Source organism: Citrobacter sp. Cpo147, assembly GCF_030332405.1.
GTDB classification, from domain to species: domain Bacteria; phylum Pseudomonadota; class Gammaproteobacteria; order Enterobacterales; family Enterobacteriaceae; genus Citrobacter; species Citrobacter portucalensis.
The window spans coordinates 1,016,385-1,035,235 of record NZ_JAOWHX010000030.1; the positions used below are offsets into that span (position 1 = coordinate 1,016,385).

At 54.3% G+C, this 18,851-nt stretch carries 19 protein-coding genes; 15 read left to right on the forward strand and 4 right to left on the reverse strand.

The window, feature by feature from the left end; all coding sequences use genetic code 11:
* Positions 1 to 18 precede the first annotated feature (18 nt).
* Positions 19 to 225 (reverse strand): YbfA family protein, encoded by a 207-nt coding sequence (locus OGY06_RS07520; RefSeq protein WP_003022870.1) that lies wholly within the window; start codon positions 223 to 225, stop codon positions 19 to 21.
* Between the two features lie 308 nt (positions 226 to 533).
* On the opposite strand from OGY06_RS07520, the gene kdpF reads away from it, so the two are divergent.
* The 6 genes from kdpF to kdpE are packed head-to-tail and all read left to right on the forward strand — an operon-like array spanning position 534 to position 8,315.
* Positions 534 to 623 carry a K(+)-transporting ATPase subunit F gene (gene kdpF, locus OGY06_RS07525; protein WP_001670793.1) on the forward strand — a complete coding sequence of 30 codons (90 nt, stop codon included), beginning with the start codon at positions 534 to 536 and terminating at the stop codon, positions 621 to 623.
* Complete coding sequence (gene kdpA, locus OGY06_RS07530; protein ID WP_240389147.1) at positions 623 to 2,302, forward strand: potassium-transporting ATPase subunit KdpA; 1,680 nt, start codon at positions 623 to 625, stop codon at positions 2,300 to 2,302. Before kdpF ends, kdpA begins: the two co-directional genes overlap by 1 nt.
* Before the next feature lie 20 nt (positions 2,303 to 2,322).
* Complete coding sequence (kdpB, locus tag OGY06_RS07535) at positions 2,323 to 4,371, forward strand: potassium-transporting ATPase subunit KdpB (protein ID WP_003831372.1); 2,049 nt, start codon at positions 2,323 to 2,325, stop codon at positions 4,369 to 4,371.
* A gap of 8 nt (positions 4,372 to 4,379) precedes the next feature.
* Entirely contained in the window at positions 4,380 to 4,946 is a 567-nt protein-coding gene (kdpC, locus tag OGY06_RS07540) for a potassium-transporting ATPase subunit KdpC (RefSeq protein WP_003831371.1), read from the forward strand.
* Between the two features lie 10 nt (positions 4,947 to 4,956).
* Positions 4,957 to 7,641, forward strand: a complete 2,685-nt coding sequence (gene kdpD, locus OGY06_RS07545) for a two-component system sensor histidine kinase KdpD (protein ID WP_003831370.1) — start codon at positions 4,957 to 4,959, stop codon at positions 7,639 to 7,641.
* Complete coding sequence (gene kdpE / locus OGY06_RS07550; protein WP_003831369.1) at positions 7,638 to 8,315, forward strand: two-component system response regulator KdpE; 678 nt, start codon at positions 7,638 to 7,640, stop codon at positions 8,313 to 8,315. Before kdpD ends, kdpE begins: the two co-directional genes overlap by 4 nt.
* Before the next feature lie 96 nt (positions 8,316 to 8,411).
* Here the strand turns inward: kdpE and pgm are convergent, their stop codons facing one another.
* Positions 8,412 to 10,052 carry a phosphoglucomutase (alpha-D-glucose-1,6-bisphosphate-dependent) gene (gene pgm, locus OGY06_RS07555; RefSeq protein WP_126955847.1) on the reverse strand — a complete coding sequence of 547 codons (1,641 nt, stop codon included), beginning with the start codon at positions 10,050 to 10,052 and terminating at the stop codon, positions 8,412 to 8,414.
* A gap of 24 nt (positions 10,053 to 10,076) precedes the next feature.
* Positions 10,077 to 10,619 (reverse strand): replication initiation negative regulator SeqA, encoded by a 543-nt coding sequence (gene seqA / locus OGY06_RS07560; protein ID WP_003022848.1) that lies wholly within the window; start codon positions 10,617 to 10,619, stop codon positions 10,077 to 10,079.
* Positions 10,620 to 10,813: 194 nt separating this feature from the next.
* On the opposite strand from seqA, the gene ybfF reads away from it, so the two are divergent.
* The 9 genes from ybfF (at position 10,814) to OGY06_RS07605 (ending at position 18,456) form a co-directional block, all read left to right on the forward strand.
* On the forward strand, positions 10,814 to 11,587 hold the full coding sequence (ybfF, locus tag OGY06_RS07565; RefSeq protein WP_032934546.1) for an esterase: 774 nt from the start codon (positions 10,814 to 10,816) through the stop codon (positions 11,585 to 11,587).
* Between the two features lie 128 nt (positions 11,588 to 11,715).
* Positions 11,716 to 12,003, forward strand: coding sequence for a LexA regulated protein (gene ybfE, locus OGY06_RS07570; protein ID WP_003831362.1), 288 nt, complete (start codon positions 11,716 to 11,718; stop codon positions 12,001 to 12,003).
* A gap of 155 nt (positions 12,004 to 12,158) precedes the next feature.
* Positions 12,159 to 12,689 carry a flavodoxin FldA gene (fldA, locus tag OGY06_RS07575; RefSeq protein ID WP_003022839.1) on the forward strand — a complete coding sequence of 177 codons (531 nt, stop codon included), beginning with the start codon at positions 12,159 to 12,161 and terminating at the stop codon, positions 12,687 to 12,689.
* Between the two features lie 210 nt (positions 12,690 to 12,899).
* Positions 12,900 to 12,986 carry a ryhB-regulated fur leader peptide gene (locus tag OGY06_RS07580; protein ID WP_100247215.1) on the forward strand — a complete coding sequence of 29 codons (87 nt, stop codon included), beginning with the start codon at positions 12,900 to 12,902 and terminating at the stop codon, positions 12,984 to 12,986.
* Positions 12,979 to 13,425 carry a ferric iron uptake transcriptional regulator gene (fur, locus tag OGY06_RS07585; protein ID WP_003022836.1) on the forward strand — a complete coding sequence of 149 codons (447 nt, stop codon included), beginning with the start codon at positions 12,979 to 12,981 and terminating at the stop codon, positions 13,423 to 13,425. Before OGY06_RS07580 ends, fur begins: the two co-directional genes overlap by 8 nt.
* A 128-nt stretch (positions 13,426 to 13,553) precedes the next feature.
* Positions 13,554 to 14,480 (forward strand): tricarballylate utilization LysR family transcriptional regulator TcuR, encoded by a 927-nt coding sequence (gene tcuR / locus OGY06_RS07590; RefSeq protein ID WP_003831357.1) that lies wholly within the window; start codon positions 13,554 to 13,556, stop codon positions 14,478 to 14,480.
* A 97-nt stretch (positions 14,481 to 14,577) separates the two neighbouring features.
* A complete protein-coding gene (gene tcuA, locus OGY06_RS07595; protein WP_286605016.1) occupies positions 14,578 to 15,981 on the forward strand; it encodes an FAD-dependent tricarballylate dehydrogenase TcuA in 1,404 nt (467 codons plus the stop codon).
* Positions 15,968 to 17,107, forward strand: coding sequence for a tricarballylate utilization 4Fe-4S protein TcuB (tcuB, locus tag OGY06_RS07600; RefSeq protein WP_286605018.1), 1,140 nt, complete (start codon positions 15,968 to 15,970; stop codon positions 17,105 to 17,107). The genes tcuA and tcuB overlap by 14 nt, the downstream gene beginning before the upstream one ends.
* A 53-nt stretch (positions 17,108 to 17,160) precedes the next feature.
* Entirely contained in the window at positions 17,161 to 18,456 is a 1,296-nt protein-coding gene (locus tag OGY06_RS07605) for an MFS transporter (RefSeq protein WP_218667556.1), read from the forward strand.
* A 51-nt stretch (positions 18,457 to 18,507) separates the two neighbouring features.
* Here OGY06_RS07605 and OGY06_RS07610 read toward each other — a convergent pair whose 3' ends face one another.
* A complete protein-coding gene (locus tag OGY06_RS07610) occupies positions 18,508 to 18,840 on the reverse strand; it encodes a ChiQ/YbfN family lipoprotein (RefSeq protein WP_063940703.1) in 333 nt (110 codons plus the stop codon).
* Positions 18,841 to 18,851: the final 11 nt, after the last annotated feature.

Genomic DNA, 18,851 nt, shown 5'->3' on the forward strand with positions numbered 1-18,851 from the left:
TTGAACAATAACGACAACTTAATAGAAGTCGCAGGTGGCTTTTTCAGCCTGCTCCATCCACACCGGTTTATCACTGGTTTTGGACCAGACGCGGTGCAGATAGCTGTAAAAACGGGCGCGGTCTTTCCAGAACAACATGACCGGCAGCGCCAGCACGCCCGCCACAACGGCAAAGGTACGGCGCAAGAAAACAATGTGTGCTGGATATTCTTTATAAAAGTCCATAATCCTCTCCCATATATCTGTTCGGTGAATCGCACCGGAAAAATAAACTTGGTTAACTGATGAAAATAATACCGCCTTGTGTGTAATTTTGCTACTCATCCGACCACTTATTTTTATCTATTGATGCTCCGTTTAGCTAAAAACCGTAATTAAGTTACATAAAAGTTAAATTAATACTAATCATTAGTTAAATAATGGTCTTTGCCATTTTTATACTTTTTTTACACCCCTCCCACTGATTTTTGCGAAATCTTTGCAAGCAAAAATCTACGCTCTGGTTATCACATTTATGCCACTGGAGGTGCACCGTGAGTGCAGGCGTGATAACCGGCATTGTGCTGGTCTTTTTATTATTAGGTTATCTGGTGTATGCCCTGATTAATGCGGAGGCGTTCTGATGGCGGCCCAAGGATTTTTACTCATTGCCAGTTTCTTGCTGGTACTGTTTATCATCGCCAGACCGCTGGGTTTTGGCTTGGCTCGGCTGATCAATAATACGTCCCTGCCGGGCCTGTCTGGCGTGGAACATCTGCTCTGGCGCGGTCTGGGCATCTCGCAGCAGGAGATGAACTGGCGGCAGTATCTGTTGGCGATCCTCGCGCTCAATGTGCTGGGGTTGCTGGTCCTGTTTTCAATGCTGATGGCGCAAAACCTGCTGCCGCTAAATCCGCAACAGCTACCTGGGCTTTCGTGGGATTTGGCGCTCAACACGGCGGTAAGTTTTGTCACCAACACCAACTGGCAATCCTATGCTGGCGAAACCACCTTAAGCTACTTCAGCCAGATGGTCGGGCTGACCGTGCAGAACTTCCTGTCAGCGGCAACCGGGATTGCGGTGATTTTTGCCCTGGCCCGTGCCTTTACTCGCCAGAGTATGAACACGCTGGGCAACGCCTGGGTCGATCTGGTTCGCATTACGCTGTGGATCCTGCTCCCCATTGCATTGCTCATTGCGTTGTTCTTCATTCAGCAAGGTGTGCTGCAAAACGTGTTGCCCTATCAGCCCATTACTACCCTTGAAGGGGTGAAACAGGTGCTGCCGATGGGGCCCGTCGCCTCACAGGAAGCGATTAAGATGCTTGGCACTAACGGGGGCGGGTTCTTTAACGCTAACTCATCACATCCGTTTGAAAACCCTACCGCGTTGACCAATCTGGTACAGATGTTGGCCATTTTCTTAATTCCTACCGCGCTGTGTTTTGCCTTTGGTGATGTGGTTGGCGATCGTCGCCAGGGGCGGACCCTGCTGTGGGCCATGTCGCTGATATTTGTGGTCTGCGTAGCCGTGGTGATGTGGGCCGAAGTTCAAGGTAACCCGCACCTGATGGCATTCGGTGCAGACAGTAATATCAACATGGAAGGCAAAGAAAGCCGCTTTGGCGTGCTGGCTACGAGTCTTTTTTCCGTCGTGACGACAGCGGCATCTTGCGGCGCTGTCGATGCGATGCATGACTCCTTCACCGCGCTGGGTGGGATGGTGCCGATGTGGCTAATGCAGATTGGCGAAGTGGTCTTCGGTGGTGTCGGTTCGGGCCTGTACGGCATGCTGCTGTTCGTGTTGTTGGCGGTGTTTATCGCGGGCCTGATGATTGGTCGCACGCCGGAATATCTGGGTAAGAAAATAGACGTGCGTGAAATGAAAATGACCGCACTGGCGATTCTGGTCACCCCTGCGCTGGTGCTGCTCGGTACGGCGATAGCGATGATGAGCGATGCCGGACGCAGCGCCATGCTCAACCCTGGTCCACATGGCTTTAGTGAAGTGTTGTACGCCGTATCGTCTGCCGCGAACAACAACGGTAGCGCCTTCGCCGGATTAAGCGCCAACAGCCCGTTCTGGAACTGTCTGTTGGCCCTGTGCATGTTCTTCGGCCGTTTCGGCGTGATCATTCCCGTGATGGCAATTGCCGGATCGCTGGTCAGTAAAAAGATCCAGCCAGCAAGCCCTGGCACGCTGCCTACTCACGGTGCACTGTTTGTCGGGTTGTTAATCGGTACGGTGTTACTGGTTGGCGCCCTCACCTTTGTTCCTGCCCTGGCACTTGGCCCGGTCGCAGAATACCTGTCATTACACTGAGTGATGCGGAGCACATGACTATGAGTCGCAAGCAACTGGCGCTGTTCGAACCCTCTCTGGTCGCACAGGCGCTGATGGACGCCGTGAAAAAATTAAGCCCACATACCCAGTGGCGCAATCCGGTGATGTTTATCGTCTGGCTGGGCAGTCTGCTGACAACCCTGTTAACGCTGGCAATGGCCACAGGCCATATGCAAGGCAATCCGTGGTTTACCGGCGCGATAAGTCTGTGGCTGTGGATTACCGTTCTGTTCGCCAACTTTGCCGAAGCGCTGGCGGAAGGACGCAGTAAGGCTCAGGCTAACAGTCTGAAAGGAGTTAAAAAAACCGCTTTTGCTCGCAAACTCCGCGAACCGAAATACGGTGCCGCCATGGATCACGTTCCGGCGGAGGATTTGCGCAAAGGAGATATCGTGTTAGTAGAAGCGGGCGATATTATCCCGTGTGACGGCGAGGTCATCGAAGGTGGCGCATCGGTGGATGAAAGCGCCATTACCGGTGAATCCGCGCCGGTCATTCGTGAATCCGGTGGTGATTTCGCCTCCGTCACCGGCGGGACCCGCATCCTCTCCGACTGGCTGGTGATCGAATGTAGCGTAAACCCTGGTGAAACGTTCCTCGACCGGATGATCGCCATGGTTGAAGGCGCGCAGCGGCGTAAAACGCCGAATGAAATCGCCCTGACGATCCTGTTGATAGCCCTGACCATCGTTTTTCTGCTGGCGACCGCCACGCTGTGGCCGTTTTCCGCCTGGGGTGGTAGCGCGGTTAGCGTCACGGTACTGGTTGCCCTGCTGGTCTGTCTGATCCCCACCACCATCGGTGGGTTGCTCTCTGCTATTGGCGTCGCCGGGATGAGCCGCATGTTGGGCGCGAACGTCATCGCCACCAGCGGACGTGCAGTGGAAGCGGCGGGTGACGTGGACGTACTGCTGCTGGACAAAACCGGCACCATTACGCTGGGCAACCGCCAGGCTTCAGATTTTCTGCCCGCCCAGGGGGTGGATGAAAAGACGCTGGCCGACGCCGCGCAGCTTTCATCACTGGCCGATGAAACCCCTGAAGGCCGCAGTATCGTGATTCTGGCAAAACAGCGCTTTAATCTGCGTATTCGCGACGTGCAATCGCTGCACGCCACCTTTGTACCGTTTACCGCCCAAAGCCGAATGAGCGGGATCAACATCGACAACCGCATGATCCGCAAAGGGTCGGTCGATGCTATTCGTCGTCACGTCGAAGCCAACGGCGGCCACTTCCCTGCCGACGTGGAGCAGAAGGTCGAAAACGTCGCACGCCTTGGCGCTACGCCGCTGGTGGTTGCCGAAGGCTCCCACGTGCTGGGCGTGATTGCCCTGAAAGATATCGTAAAAGGCGGAATCAAAGAACGTTTTGCCCAACTACGCAAAATGGGCATCAAAACGGTGATGATCACCGGCGATAACCGCCTGACCGCCGCCGCGATTGCGGCAGAAGCCGGGGTAGATGACTTCTTAGCTGAAGCCACGCCGGAAGCCAAGCTGGCGCTGATTCGTCAGTATCAGGCGGAAGGTCGCCTGGTGGCGATGACCGGCGACGGAACCAATGACGCCCCGGCGCTGGCGCAAGCCGACGTGGCGGTCGCCATGAACTCCGGGACCCAGGCGGCGAAAGAAGCAGGCAACATGGTGGATCTCGACTCTAACCCCACCAAGCTGATTGAAGTGGTGCACATTGGTAAACAGATGCTGATGACGCGTGGTTCGCTGACCACCTTCAGTATCGCCAACGACGTGGCGAAGTATTTCGCCATTATCCCGGCCGCGTTCGCCGCCACCTACCCGCAGCTCAATGCGCTTAACGTGATGGGCTTGCATTCGCCGGACTCGGCGATCCTCAGCGCGGTTATCTTTAATGCGCTGGTTATCGTCTTACTGATCCCGCTGGCGCTTAAAGGCGTGGGCTACAAACCGTTATCCGCATCCGCAATGCTGCGCCGTAATTTGTGGATCTATGGTCTGGGTGGTCTGGTTGTGCCGTTTATCGGTATCAAAGCAATTGATTTACTGCTGACCCTACTGGGTCTGGTGTGAGGTTTCAGATGAGTGGATTACGTCCTGCATTATCAACATTGATTTTCCTGATGCTTATCACCGGCGGAGCTTACCCGTTGTTGACCACCGCGTTGGGGCAGTGGTGGTTTCCCCACCAGGCTAACGGCTCGCTTCTACGCGAAGATCAAGTCGTTCGCGGCTCTGCGCTCATTGGGCAACATTTTACCGCGGCCGGTTATTTTCAGGGACGTCCGTCAGCTACAGCAGAAATGCCCTATAATCCAATGGCTTCAGGCGGCAGTAACCTGGCAGCCAGCAATCCGGAACTGGATAAACAGCTGCAAAGCCGGATAGCCGCACTGCGTGCTGCTAACCCGCAGGCAAATCCTGTCGTTCCGGTAGAGCTGGTAACGGCTTCTGCCAGCGGGTTGGATAACAATCTGACGCCAGCCGCGGTGGCCTGGCAAATCCCCCGCGTGGCGCAGGCTCGCAACCTCAGCGTTGAAGAGGTCACGCGCCTGGTTGCACAATACACGCAAAAGCCGTTGGTCAGTTTTATCGGCCAGCCGGTGGTGAACCTGGTAGAACTTAATTTAGCGCTGGATAAGCACTGAGAAAAAGGACATGCATAACGAACCCTTACGCCCCGACCCCGATCGCCTGCTGGAGCAGACCGCTGCCCCGCACCGCGGAAAACTGAAAATTTTCTTCGGCGCGTGTGCAGGCGTCGGTAAAACCTGGGCCATGCTGGCAGAGGCCCAACGGTTGCGGGCGCAGGGGTTAGATGTGCTGATTGGGGTGGTGGAAACCCACGGACGCAAAGAGACCGCCGCGTTGCTGGACGGTCTCAGCATCCTGCCGCTAAAGAGACAGGCGCGCCATGGTCGTCATATTAGCGAGTTCGATCTCGACGCGGCGCTGGCCCGCCGTCCGGCGCTCATTTTGATGGATGAACTGGCGCACAGTAATGCGCCTGGCTCACGCCACCCTAAGCGTTGGCAAGACATTGAAGAGCTGCTCGAAGCCGGTATTGACGTTTTTACTACCGTCAACGTGCAGCATCTGGAAAGCCTCAATGATGTGGTCAGCGGCGTCACCGGCATTCAGGTTCGCGAAACCGTCCCCGATCCTTTTTTCGATGCCGCCGACGATGTGGTTCTGGTCGATCTTCCCCCCGACGATTTGCGCCAACGCCTGAACGAAGGCAAGGTCTATATCGCCGGTCAGGCGGAAAGAGCCATCGAGCATTTCTTTCGCAAAGGGAACTTGATCGCGCTACGTGAGCTGGCCCTGCGCCGCACGGCCGATCGGGTTGACGATCAGATGCGTGCCTGGCGAGGGCGTCCGGGGGAAGAAAAAGTCTGGCATACCCGTGACGCCATTTTACTGTGCATTGGACACAATACCGGCAGCGAAAAGCTGGTGCGTGCTGCCGCGCGTCTGGCAGCGCGCCTCGGCAGCGTCTGGCATGCAGTGTATGTCGAAACGCCAGCGCTGCACCGGCTGCCCGAAAAACAGCGCCGCGCAATTTTAAGCGCTCTGCGGTTAGCCCAGGAGCTGGGTGCAGAAACCGCCACCCTTTCCGATCCCGCTGAAGACAAGGCTGTAATCCGCTACGCCCGTGAGCATAATCTGGGAAAAATTGTCCTCGGACGTCCGGCTACACGACGCTGGTGGCGCAGTGATTCTTTTGCTGACAGACTGGCCCATCGCGCACCGGATCTCGACCTGATGATCGTTGCGCTCGATGAGCCACCTTCGCGCCCTGTGCTACAAACTGCAGATAACCGCACCTTTAAGGATAAATGGCGGGTACAAATTCAGGGTTGTGTGGTTGCCGTCGCGCTGTGCGCCATCATTACGTTGATTGCCATGCAGTGGTTGATGGCCTTTGACGCCGCCAACCTGGTGATGATCTATTTATTAGGCGTGGTGGTTATCGCCCTCTTTTACGGACGCTGGCCGTCGGTGCTGGCAACTTTTATTAACGTCGCCAGCTTCGATCTCTTCTTTATTGCTCCACGCGGCACGCTGGCCGTTTCCGACGTCCAGTACCTGCTCACCTTCGCCGTGATGCTAACGGTAGGGCTGGTAATCGGTAATCTTACCGCCGGAGTGCGTTATCAGGCGCGGGTAGCCCGTTATCGCGAACAACGTACGCGCCATTTGTATGAGATGTCGAAAGCGCTGGCCGTCGGACGGAGTCAGCAAGATATCGCTGCCACCAGCGAACAGTTTATTGCCTCAACGTTCCAGGCCCGCAGCCAGGTTTTACTGCCCGGTGAGAACGGTAAGCTGGCCCCTCTCACCCATCAACAAGGCATGACACCGTGGGATGATGCCATTGCCCAATGGAGCTTTGATAAAGGGCAACCGGCTGGCGCAGGTACTGACACGTTGCCAGGAGTGCCGTATCAAATTTTACCGTTAAAAAGTGCCGACAAAACGCATGGGCTGCTGGTTGTGGAACCGGGAAATTTACGCCAGCTGATGATCCCCGAACAGCAACGCCTGCTGGAAACTTTCACTTTACTGGTCGCCAGTGCGCTGGAGCGTCTGACGCTAACCGCCAGCGAAGAGCAGGCCCGGTTTGCCAGCGAGCGCGAAAGCATTCGCAACGCGCTGCTCGCCGCCCTTTCCCACGATTTACGTACGCCGCTAACGGTGCTGTTTGGTCAGGCAGAGATCTTAACGTTGGATCTGGCAAGCGAAGGATCGCCGCACGCGCGCCAGGCCAGTGAGATTCGCCAGCACGTCCTTAATACGACCCGACTGGTTAATAACCTGCTGGATATGGCGCGAATTCAGTCCGGCGGCTTTAATCTTAAGAAGGAGTGGTTAACACTGGAAGAGGTGGTCGGCAGCGCCCTGCAGATGCTGGAGCCAGGACTCTCTGCTCCTATTAATTTGTCGCTACCAGCACCGTTGACGCTGATCCACGTCGATGGCCCACTCTTTGAACGGGTGCTGATTAATCTGCTAGAAAATGCCGTTAAATACGCAGGTCCAGCGGCGCAAATCGGTATTGATGCCAGCGTCAATGGCGAGCACCTGCAACTGGACGTCTGGGATAATGGCCCCGGCATTCCATCGGGTATGGAGCAGCGAGTTTTTGACAAGTTTTCCCGGGGAAACAAAGAGTCATCGGTACCGGGCGTTGGGCTGGGGCTGGCAATCTGTCAGGCCATTGTGGACGTGCACGGCGGTACGATTTCCGTCCACAATCGCGCACAGGGAGGAGCATGTTTCCGTGTTACACTGCCCCAGGAAATCCCCCCTGAACTTGAAGATTTTCATGAGGATATGTGACGAACGTACTGATTGTTGAAGATGAACAGGCTATCCGTCGCTTTCTGCGTACCGCGCTGGAAGCCGATGGTCTGCGTGTATATGAAGCAGAAACGCTGCAACGTGGTCTGCTGGAAGCCGCCACGCGAAAACCCGATCTCATCATTCTCGATCTCGGTCTGCCGGACGGTGACGGCATTGATTTTATTCGTGACCTGCGACAATGGAGCGCGATACCGGTAATTGTGCTCTCAGCCCGCAGCGAAGAAAGCGATAAAATCGCCGCTCTGGATGCCGGCGCCGATGACTATCTCAGTAAACCCTTTGGTATTGGCGAGCTACAGGCGCGATTACGTGTGGCATTGCGCCGCCACAACAGCGGCGCGTCTCCCGAGCCAGTGGTGCATTTTTCCAACGTAAAAGTAGATATCGCCGCCCGGCTCGTACATCGTGGTGATGAAGAGATTCATCTGACGCCGATTGAGTTTCGCCTGTTAGCGGTACTGCTGAATAATGCCGGAAAGGTACTAACGCAACGCCAGCTGTTAAATCAGGTTTGGGGACCGAACGCCGTCGAACACAGTCACTATCTGCGAATTTACATGGGACACCTACGCCAGAAGCTGGAACTGGACCCGGCGCGTCCGCGTCATTTTCTGACCGAAACCGGGATTGGTTATCGGTTTATGCCGTGAATCTAAGCCGAATAAAAAAAGCCGGATCAGCACAAAGCTATCCGGCTTTTTAATTCATGCCGGATAGCGACGCTAGCGTCTTATCCGGCCTACGGTTTACGCGTTTTTCAGCACTTCGCTGACGATTTCAACCGCTTCTTTTTCGATCTGCTTGCGGTGTTCTTCACCGAGGAAGCTCTCGCAATAGATTTTATAAGCGTCTTCGGTGCCGGACGGACGAGCGGCAAACCAGCCGTTGTCAGTCATCACTTTCAGACCGCCGATAGAAGCACCGTTGCCCGGTGCCGCCGTCAGACGTGCGGTGATCGGGTCGCCCGCCAGCGTGCTGGCACTCACCATTTCCGGAGACAGTTTAGACAGCGCCGCTTTCTGTGCGGAGGTCGCACTTGCCTGCAGGCGGTTGTAGCTCGGCGCACCAAAGCGGGCAGCCAGTTCGTTGTAGTGCTCCTGCGGATTCTTACCGGTCACTGCGGTAATTTCTGCCGCCAACAGGCACATGATGATGCCGTCTTTGTCGGTCGACCACGGTGTACCGTCGAAACGCAGGAAAGATGCCCCCGCGCTCTCTTCACCACCAAAGCCAAAGCTGCCGTCGAACAGACCGTCAACAAACCATTTAAAGCCAACCGGCACTTCGACCAGTTTACGCCCTAAATCATTCACCACGCGGTCAATCATCGCCGAGGACACCAGCGTCTTACCAACGGCAACATCTTTGCCCCACTGCGGGCGATGCTGGAACAGGTAGTTGATCGCCACCGCCAGATAGTGGTTCGGATTCATCAGCCCTGCCGGGGTGACAATACCGTGACGGTCGTAGTCTGGGTCGTTGGCAAAGGCCAGATCGAACTTGTCGCGCAGCGCCAGCAGGCCTGCCATCGCGCACTCGGAGGAGCAGTCCATGCGGATTGCGCCATCTTTGTCGAGATGCATGAAACGGAAAGTCTGATCAACGTGATCGTTAACGATAGTCAGGTTCAGGTTGTAGTGCTTAGCAATACGCTTCCAGTATTCGATACCGGAACCGCCCAGCGGATCGACACCCAGCGTCAGACCCGCTTTTTGGATCGCCGCCATGTCGACGATGTCAGCCAGTCCTTCAACAAACGGCTGAACCAGATCCTGCTCTGTTACATGGCCAGATGCCAGCGCAGCGTCCAGCGACATGCGCTTCACACCTTGCAAACCGTCAGCCAGCAGCGCGTTGGCTCTGTCTTCCACCACTTTGGTGACGTTGGTATCTGCCGGACCACCGTTTGGCGGGTTATATTTAATGCCGCCATCTTCCGGCGGATTGTGGGACGGCGTGATCACAATGCCGTCAGCCAGCGGGCCGCCTTTTTTGTTGTGGACCAGGATAGCATTCGACACAGCAGGGGTCGGCGTAAAACCGTTACTTTCCTGCACGATGACGTCAACGCCGTTCGCCGCCAGCACTTCCAGTACAGAGATAAAAGCCGGTTCAGACAGCGCGTGGGTATCCTTGCCCACATAGCACGGGCCAGTAATCCCGTTTTTCGCACGTTCTTCAGCAATCGCCTGAGCGATAGCCAGAATATGCGGCTCGTTAAAACTATGACGACCTGCACTGCCGCGATGTCCGGACGTACCGAACTTAACGGCGTGCTCAGCGTTCCCTGCTGTTGGTTTCAGTACATAATACTGTGCCGTCAGTTGGGCGACGTTAATCAAATCACTCTGTTGCGCAGGTTGACCTGCACGGTTGTGGATTGCCATTGCCTGGTCCTTCTAATGCAAGGATTAAATTGTTCCGCAAACCTTTTCAATCAATTCCGCGGGGAATTGCATTGACTGCATGATGTGTTCAACCATGCTGCATTTACGGCCGGTATTGGTGTTGGTGATCACCCAGTACGGCGTGCCTGGCACGTGTTTCGGTTTGGTTTGATTACCATTTTTCAGCAGCGTCTGTTCATCTGCTGCAAAATAAACGCGCGTACGGCCATGCAACGATTCCGTTGCTTCGGCGAACGCGTTTTGATCCAGTGAATAGAGTGTAGACAGCACTAGCATAAAGCGATTTACTGCTTTCTTCTGTTCCGCGTATTCGTCGGACAGCAGCAGTTCACGCATCGCGCGCACTTTATCTTTTACGGGGTTAACCGGCTTAGCTTCCACGACAGGTTGCACAGCGCGGACTTCTTTGACTATCGGAGTGACAGGCTGTGATGCGGCGGAAAATTTCAACATACGCCGTAAAATGTCGGATGCGCTCTCGCCAATATGCTTGGTGTGGCTGGCAATATAGCTATAGAGTTCATCATCAACTTCAATCGTTTTCATCTTAATCCAGTGCAGTGTTTAGCTGAATACAAGTTGTCGGGGTAAACACACGTAGTGTAAAGGCAAATCCCAACAGCGGATAGCGTCAAGCCTGGTGGCCAGCAAAACTCAGAGTAACCGTAGTTGTTGCAGCCATGTGGCAGAATGGTCAACATGATACCCTAACCCGTGAGTGTGAAAAAAAGAACTTTGCCATGAAATTGAATATCCGAGCGCAATCTGCGCAAAACCTGCACAATAATTCTCCCATCGTCCTGGTTCACGGCCTGTTTGGCAGTCTGGATAACCTGGGGATCCTGGCGCGCGATCTGGTGGTCGATCACGATATCATCCAGGTCGATATGCGAAATCATGGCCTCTCCCCTCGTTCCCCTGAGATGAATTATCCGGCCATGGCGCAAGATTTGCTGGATACGCTGGACGCTCAGCAAATAGAAAAGGCGACCTTTATTGGTCACTCGATGGGGGGAAAAGCCGTCATGGCATTAACCGCGCTGGCTCCTGATCGTATCGATCGACTGGTGGCCATTGATATTGCACCGGTCGACTATCAAGTTCGCCGTCACGATGCGATCTTTACCGCTATTAATGCCGTAACCGATGCCCAGGTCACTTCGCGTCAGCAGGCGGCCAGCGTCATGCGTCAGCATCTGCATGAGGAAGGCGTAATCCAGTTTCTGCTGAAATCTTTCGTCGACGGCGAATGGCGTTTTAACGTTCCCGTGCTGTGGGATCAGTATCCTCATATCGTCGGTTGGGAAACCATTCCTGCGTGGGAGCACCCGGCGCTGTTTATCCCTGGCGGCAACTCACCGTATGTTACCGAAGCGTATCGCGAACAGCTGCTGGCGCAATTTCCGCAGGCTCGGGCGCATGTTATTGCTGGAGCCGGTCATTGGGTGCATGCGGAAAAACCGGAGGCGGTGCTGCGCGCCATCCGTCGTTATCTGAACGAACACGCTAACTGATTAAAAACTCAGCGTCTGCGCGCGATTACGCGCGTGGGCGTTGGCGTGTCACCCCTGCTGATGTATTATGGCGCGCTATCCATCCGGGCAGACGCCTGGCTGATTGTTTCCCCGAAGTCACCAAGATCATGGCCAAAGAACAAACGGACCGTACGACATTAGATCTGTTCGCGCAGGAGCGTCGCCCGGGACGACCCAAAACTAATCCGCTCTCGCGTGATGAACAGTTACGTATTAATAAACGTAATCAGCTTAAACGCGATAAAGTTCGCGGGCTTAAGCGTGTCGAACTGAAACTGAACGCTGATGCCGTTGACGCTCTGAACGAGCTGGCTGAGGCGCGCAACATGAGTCGCAGTGAACTCATCGAAGAGATGCTGATGACCCAACTCAGCACATTGCGCGGTCAGGCATAGTCTGAATTTCTGCTCTAAATCATAAATCGTGTAGCACAGAGTGCAGTCCTGCGTGTTTGCTGTTTCCGCATGCCTGACTGTTCTGCTATGATTGCCCTTATCCGTGGGCAATGCGCCACCACCATTTCAATAAGTTTCAAGAGGTTATTTAACTCATGGCAATCACTGGCATCTTTTTCGGCAGCGACACCGGTAATACCGAAAACATCGCAAAAATGATTCAAAAACAGCTTGGTAAAGACGTTGCCGATGTTCATGACATTGCAAAAAGTAGCAAAGAAGACCTCGAAGGTTATGACATTCTGCTGCTCGGCATCCCAACCTGGTACTACGGTGAAGCGCAGTGTGACTGGGATGACTTCTTCCCTACCCTCGAAGACATTGATTTTAACGGCAAACTGGTTGCATTGTTCGGCTGTGGCGACCAGGAAGATTACGCAGAGTATTTCTGCGATGCGTTAGGCACAATTCGCGACATCATCGAACCGCGCGGTGCAACCATCGTTGGTCACTGGCCGACTGCGGGTTATCACTTTGAAGCGTCTAAAGGCCTGGCTGACGACGACCACTTTGTCGGTCTGGCTATCGATGAAGATCGCCAGCCAGAACTGACAGCAGAACGCGTAGAAAAATGGGTTAAGCAGATCTCTGAAGAGCTGCACCTCGACGAAATCATTAATGCCTGATTTCGTGCGGCGTAGATTTCCATCTGCGCCGCATCAATAGATAAAACCAATCAAAATAATTGCTACAAATTTGTAACTTTTTCGTCTGACCCTGTACAATGGCTGGATGCCAATCGGGTGTTGCACAGTGTGTTTGTCGGCGATACCACGTTTTGATTAACAATATATGCCAGAGACTTGCAGTTTTCATTTAGCCATGGCAGTTCTATAATGATACGCATTATCTCAAGTGCAATTTCTGTCACTTCTGTTAATGAAGTGAATCGTTTAGCTACAGGACAGATTCCGCATGACTGACAACAATACCGCATTAAAGAAGGCTGGCCTGAAAGTAACGCTTCCTCGTTTAAAAATTCTGGAAGTTCTTCAGGAACCGGATAACCATCACGTCAGTGCGGAAGACTTATACAAACGCCTGATCGATATGGGTGAAGAAATTGGTCTGGCGACCGTGTATCGCGTGCTGAACCAGTTTGATGATGCCGGTATCGTGACCCGCCATAATTTTGAAGGTGGTAAATCCGTCTTCGAACTGACTCAACAGCATCATCACGATCACCTCATCTGCCTTGACTGCGGCAAAGTGGTCGAGTTCAGCGATGATTCCATCGAAGCGCGCCAGCGTGAGATTGCGGCTAAACATGGCATTCGCTTAACTAACCATAGCCTCTATCTTTACGGTCACTGCGCCGAAGGCGATTGCCGCGAAGATGAGCACGCCCACGACGGCAAATAATGTAATGCTTTCTGAAAAGCCAACCCTCCGGTTGGCTTTTTTTATGGGCGTTACCTGCCCTTTTCCCCTTCCCTCCGCTCCTGTGTTGCTTTAATGTAAAAATCAATTGCCCCTTCCGGAGAGTCGAAATGGAACTTCGCCAGCTACGCTATTTTGTGCGCATTGTAGAAACCGGCAGCATGGGTAGCGCGGCGCTCGATCTCAATATCGGGGTTTCGGCACTCAGCCAGCAAATGTCGCGTCTGGAAAACGAACTCGCTATTCGCCTGCTGCAACGCACCTCACGAGGCGTGACACCCACCAGCGCCGGGCTGGCTTTTTACTCCCAGGCGCAGCTGGCGCTTCGTCACGCAGACGACGCGATCCTAGCCGCACGCGAGTCCCGACTTTCCGGGCACGTCAGCGTCGGCATGGCTCCCAGTACCGCTTCCGTTCTCGGAATGCCGTTTATCAACGCCATGCAGGAAAGCTACAGTGATGTCCGTCTGCATGTGGTGGAAAGCCTCTCTGGCAATCTGGAGCGGATGATTAATACCCGCCAGATTGATCTGGCTGTCGTGTTTCAGAAAGAAAAGATCCTGCGCTGGAGCGCCATACCGATTCTCGAAGAGCGGCTGTTTTTGATTGGGACTCATGCCTTACTGGCTGATATTGCCGATGACAATATTGCTCCAGCCCAGCTGGCAAGTATCCCATTGATAATGCCAAGCCCGGGCCACGGTCTGCGCGGCAGGCTGGAAGCGATTTGTCAGGAACACGCGCTGAACATTGAGATCGCCACGGAAATTGATGGTCTGGCGCTACTCATGCGTGCCGTGCGCAGTGGCATTGGTGCCACTCTCCAGCCCGGCGCGGCAATTTCCCATCTCGATAAAGAGACGCTAAGAGTGATCGGCGTCCACAATCCAATACTTAGCCGCCCCAACTTTCTGGTGAGTCTCTCAGACGATGAACTCACCCCGGCAGGCCTCGCGGCCCGTGTGGTGCTGACGAAAGTGATGCATCAACTGGTGGAAGCAGGAAGCTGGCCTGGCGCCATCCTTTACAATAACTAAAGTACCGTTTAGCACTACGTCATAGCGCCCGCACAAGCTGCGCGTATACATTTCAATTACAAATTTAACAAATGGTTAAATGGTAATGGAGTATACGATGGTTGATGTTCTGGTGATTGGTGGTGGCAATGCCGCGTTATGCGCTGCCTTGTCCGCCCGGGAGCAAGGAGCTTCGGTACTTCTGCTCGAAGCGGCTCCCCGGGAATGGCGCGGGGGAAATTCCCAACACACGCGTAATCTGCGCTGTATGCATGATGCGCCGCAGGATGTGCTGGTAGAAAGCTATCCGGAAGAGGAGTTCTGGCAAGACCTGCAGCGCGTAACTGAAGGAAATACCAACGAAGCCCTGGCACGTCTGGTGATCCGTACCTCTTCCCAATGCCGCGACTGGATGCGCCAGCACGGCGTTAACTTTCAGCCTCCTCTCTCTGGCGCTTTGCACGTGGCGCGAACCAACGCTTTTTTTATGGGGGGCGGTAAAGCTCTCGTGAATGCCTATTATCGCAGCGCAGAAAAGCTGGGCGTGCAAATCCGCTATAACACACCGGTGCAGGCGCTTGAACTGCACAACGGCGAGTTCGTGGCGGCGCTGGCAGGCAAAGAGCGTATCACAGCGAAATCCTGCGTGCTTGCAGCTGGCGGATTCGAATCTAACCGGGAGTGGTTGCGCGAAGCCTGGGGGGAAAATGCCCGCGGCGAGTGGCCTGCGGATAACTTTCTAATTCGCGGCACGCGTTTTAATCAGGGCGTACTGCTCAAATTTATGATGGATGCTGGCGCAGACATTATCGGCGATCCCTCCCAGTCACACTGTGTGGCAATTGATGCCAGAGCGCCATTATATGACGGCGGGATTTGCACCCGCGTGGACTGCGTTTCGCTCGGTATTGTGGTGAACCGGGACGCTGAGCGTTTTTATGATGAAGGTGAAGATTTCTGGCCCAAACGCTACGCCATCTGGGGACGTCTGGTCGCTCAACAGCCAAGACAGATTGGCTACTCCATCATCGACAGTAAAGCTATCGGACACTTCATGCCTCCGGTCTTTCCTGGCACACAGGCCAATACGCTGGCTGAACTGGCCTTTCAGTTAGGACTGGATGCCGAACGCTTTACCCACACCGTGACAGAGTACAACAACGCCTGCCAGCCAGGTCAGTTCGACCATACCGTTCTGGATAACTGCGCCACTAAAGATTTGCTACCCGCGAAAACGCATTGGGCGCGACCGCTGGATCAACCGCCTTACTACGGCTACGCCCTGCGGCCAGGAATCACCTTCACTTATCTTGGGTTAAAAGTGAACGAACGCGCCGCTGTGCATTTTGCAGGGCTTCCAAGCCGTAATCTGTTCGTTGCCGGAGAGATGATGGCGGGCAACGTGCTGGGCAAGGGTTACACCGCAGGCGTGGGGATGTCGATCGGCACGACCTTTGGCCGCATTGCCGGAAAAGAAGCCGCGCTGGCCGCACGTAAGGAGACACATCATGAAGCAGCTTGAGAAACTGATCATCGAAGCACAAATTATCACCGAACCGGAAGCGGAAGTTGAACGCGTGATGCAGGTGTGTAACGCCTGCCGCTATTGCGAAGGCTTTTGCGCCGTGTTCCCGGCCATGACTCAGCGTCTGGAATTCGGTAAAGCGGATATCAATTATCTGGCAAACTTGTGCCATAACTGCGGCGCTTGCCTGCACGCGTGTCAGTATGCCCCGCCTCATGAATTTGCCATCAACGTGCCGAAGGCGATGGCGGAAGTCCGGCTCGAAACCTATCAGCATTACGCGCAGCCCGCCGCTTTTGGCGCGCTATATCGTCGCGCAGGCGTAACCGTGACGCTGGCGCTGGTATTCGATCTGATCCTGTTTTTACTCCTCGCTATAGGTTTGAAAGGTTCACTATTCCATCCTCCGCTGGCCGGGGATTTCTATCAAATTTTCCCGCATAACCTGCTGGCCTGGATGTTTGGTTCGGTCTTTGTTCTGGCGATCGGTTTGCTGATGGCAGGCGTGATCCGCTTCTGGCGCGAGATTTCTCCGGGCATGCCGCGTTCCGCCGAGATTGCTGAAGCCTCACATAATGCGCTGACGCTGAAGTATCTCGATGGAGGCCATGGCAAAGGTTGTAACGAAGCGGATGATGCTTTCACCCTGATGCGCCGCCGTTTCCATCACTTCACCTTCTACGGTTTTCTGCTCTGCTTTGCCGCCACCGTGGTGGCAACAGGCTATCACTACTTTGCCGGCATAGAAGCACCCTACCCGTTCTTCAGCGTTCCGGTCATGCTGGGCACGTTGGGAGGCATTGGCCTGGTTGTCGGCCCGGCTGGCTTGCTATGGCTTAATCTCAGGCGCTCACCGCTACACGGCGACGCCCGGCAAAAACCGATGGATCGCGGTTTTATTTTGCTGCTGCTGCTGACCAGTCTGACCGGTCTGGCGCTGCTGGCAGGAAGAGATACCTCATGGATGGCTATTTTACTGGCCATTCATCTCGGCGTGGTCATGGCGCTTTTTCTGACCATTCCTTACGGAAAATTTGCCCACGGATTTTACCGCTGCGCAGCCTTACTCAAGTGGGCAATTGAGAAACGGCGCGGCAAACAGGCGGGAGTCTCAGGCGACTAACCCGCAAACTCTTACCTCTATAAATATTATGATAAGACAGTGGAGCAAACCCAATGACACAACAACCATCGCGCACCGGAACTTTCGGCGCAATACTGCGGGTAACCAGCGGTAATTTTCTCGAACAGTTCGACTTTTTTCTGTTCGGTTTTTACGCCACCTATATCGCCAGGACTTTCTTTCCTGCGGAGAGTGAATTTGCCGGGCTCATGTTGACCTTTGCGGTTTTCGGTTCGGGTTTTTTAATGCGGCCCGTTGGCGCAATCGTGCTGGGTGCTTATATCGACAGAATTGGTCGCCGCAAAGGACTGATGGTGACGCTGGCGATCATGGGCTGTGGGACCCTGCTGATTGCCCTGGTTCCCGGTTATCAAAGTATTGGCCTGCTGGCTCCTGTGCTGGTATTAGTCGGTCGATTATTGCAGGGCTTCTCTGCGGGCGTAGAGTTGGGCGGCGTTTCGGTTTATCTTTCTGAAATCGCCACGCCTGGCAATAAAGGTTTCTACACCAGCTGGCAGTCCGCCAGCCAACAGGTTGCCATTGTGGTGGCAGCGCTGATTGGCTACGGCCTGAATGCCACGCTGGGGCACGATGAAATCTCTGAATGGGGCTGGCGCATTCCGTTCTTTATTGGTTGTATGATTATTCCGTTGATCTTCGTCCTGCGCCGCTCGCTTCAGGAAACGGACGCATTTTTACAACGTACACACCGTCCCGACACCAGGGAAATTTTCACCACTATCATCAAAAACTGGCGTCTGATCTCAGCGGGTACGCTGCTGGTGGCGATGACCACAACGACGTTTTACTTTATTACCGTCTATACCCCGACCTATGGCAGGGCTGTACTCCATCTGAGCGCTCGCGACAGCCTGGTCGTCACCATGCTGGTCGGTATTTCTAACTTTATCTGGCTGCCGATTGGCGGAGCGATTTCTGACCGAATTGGTCGCCGCCCGGTGTTGATGGGAATTACCGTACTCGCTCTGATCACCACCTGGCCGGTCATGCACTGGCTCACCGCCGCGCCAGATTTTATGCGCATGACGTTGGTCCTGCTTTGGTTCTCGTTCTTTTTTGGTATGTACAATGGGGCAATGGTCGCGGCACTCACCGAGGTGATGCCTGTCTATGTCCGTACGGTGGGTTTTTCACTGGCCTTCAGTCTGGCTACGGCGATTTTTGGCGGTCTGACACCCGTCATATCCACGGCACTGGTTCAGCTAACCGGAGATAAAAGCTCACCGGGATGGTGGCTGATGTGCGCGGCACTTTGCGGACTCGCCGCCACGGCAATGCTGTTTGTCCGGCTGAGTCGGGGTTATCAACCAGTGGAAAATAAGCTCTGAAATGCAAACGGGCGGAAAATTCTCCGCCCGTTGTCTTTTTCATTTTTTGAATTACTGTGCGGCATTCTTGCTGCGAATTTCCTGCCAGACCTTGTCACAATCAGCATTAACGGACTGACCGTTACCCGTGCGCGTGGCCTGGATACACTGCTGATAATCCAGCACACGTACGCTTTCTTCATTGGCAAACTGCTGGTGCTGTTTTTCTTTCTTCAGTACATTCAACACGCTTTGGCAGGCTTCTATTTTTTCCGGCGATCCTTGAGCGGTATTAATACACGCGCTGTAGGCTTCTTTCAGACGGCTGTCCTCTTTCGGCGCAGGAGATTGCGCACACGCCACCAGCCCTGATGCCATAACGGCAATGAGTATCAGTTTTTTCATAGCACTTTCCT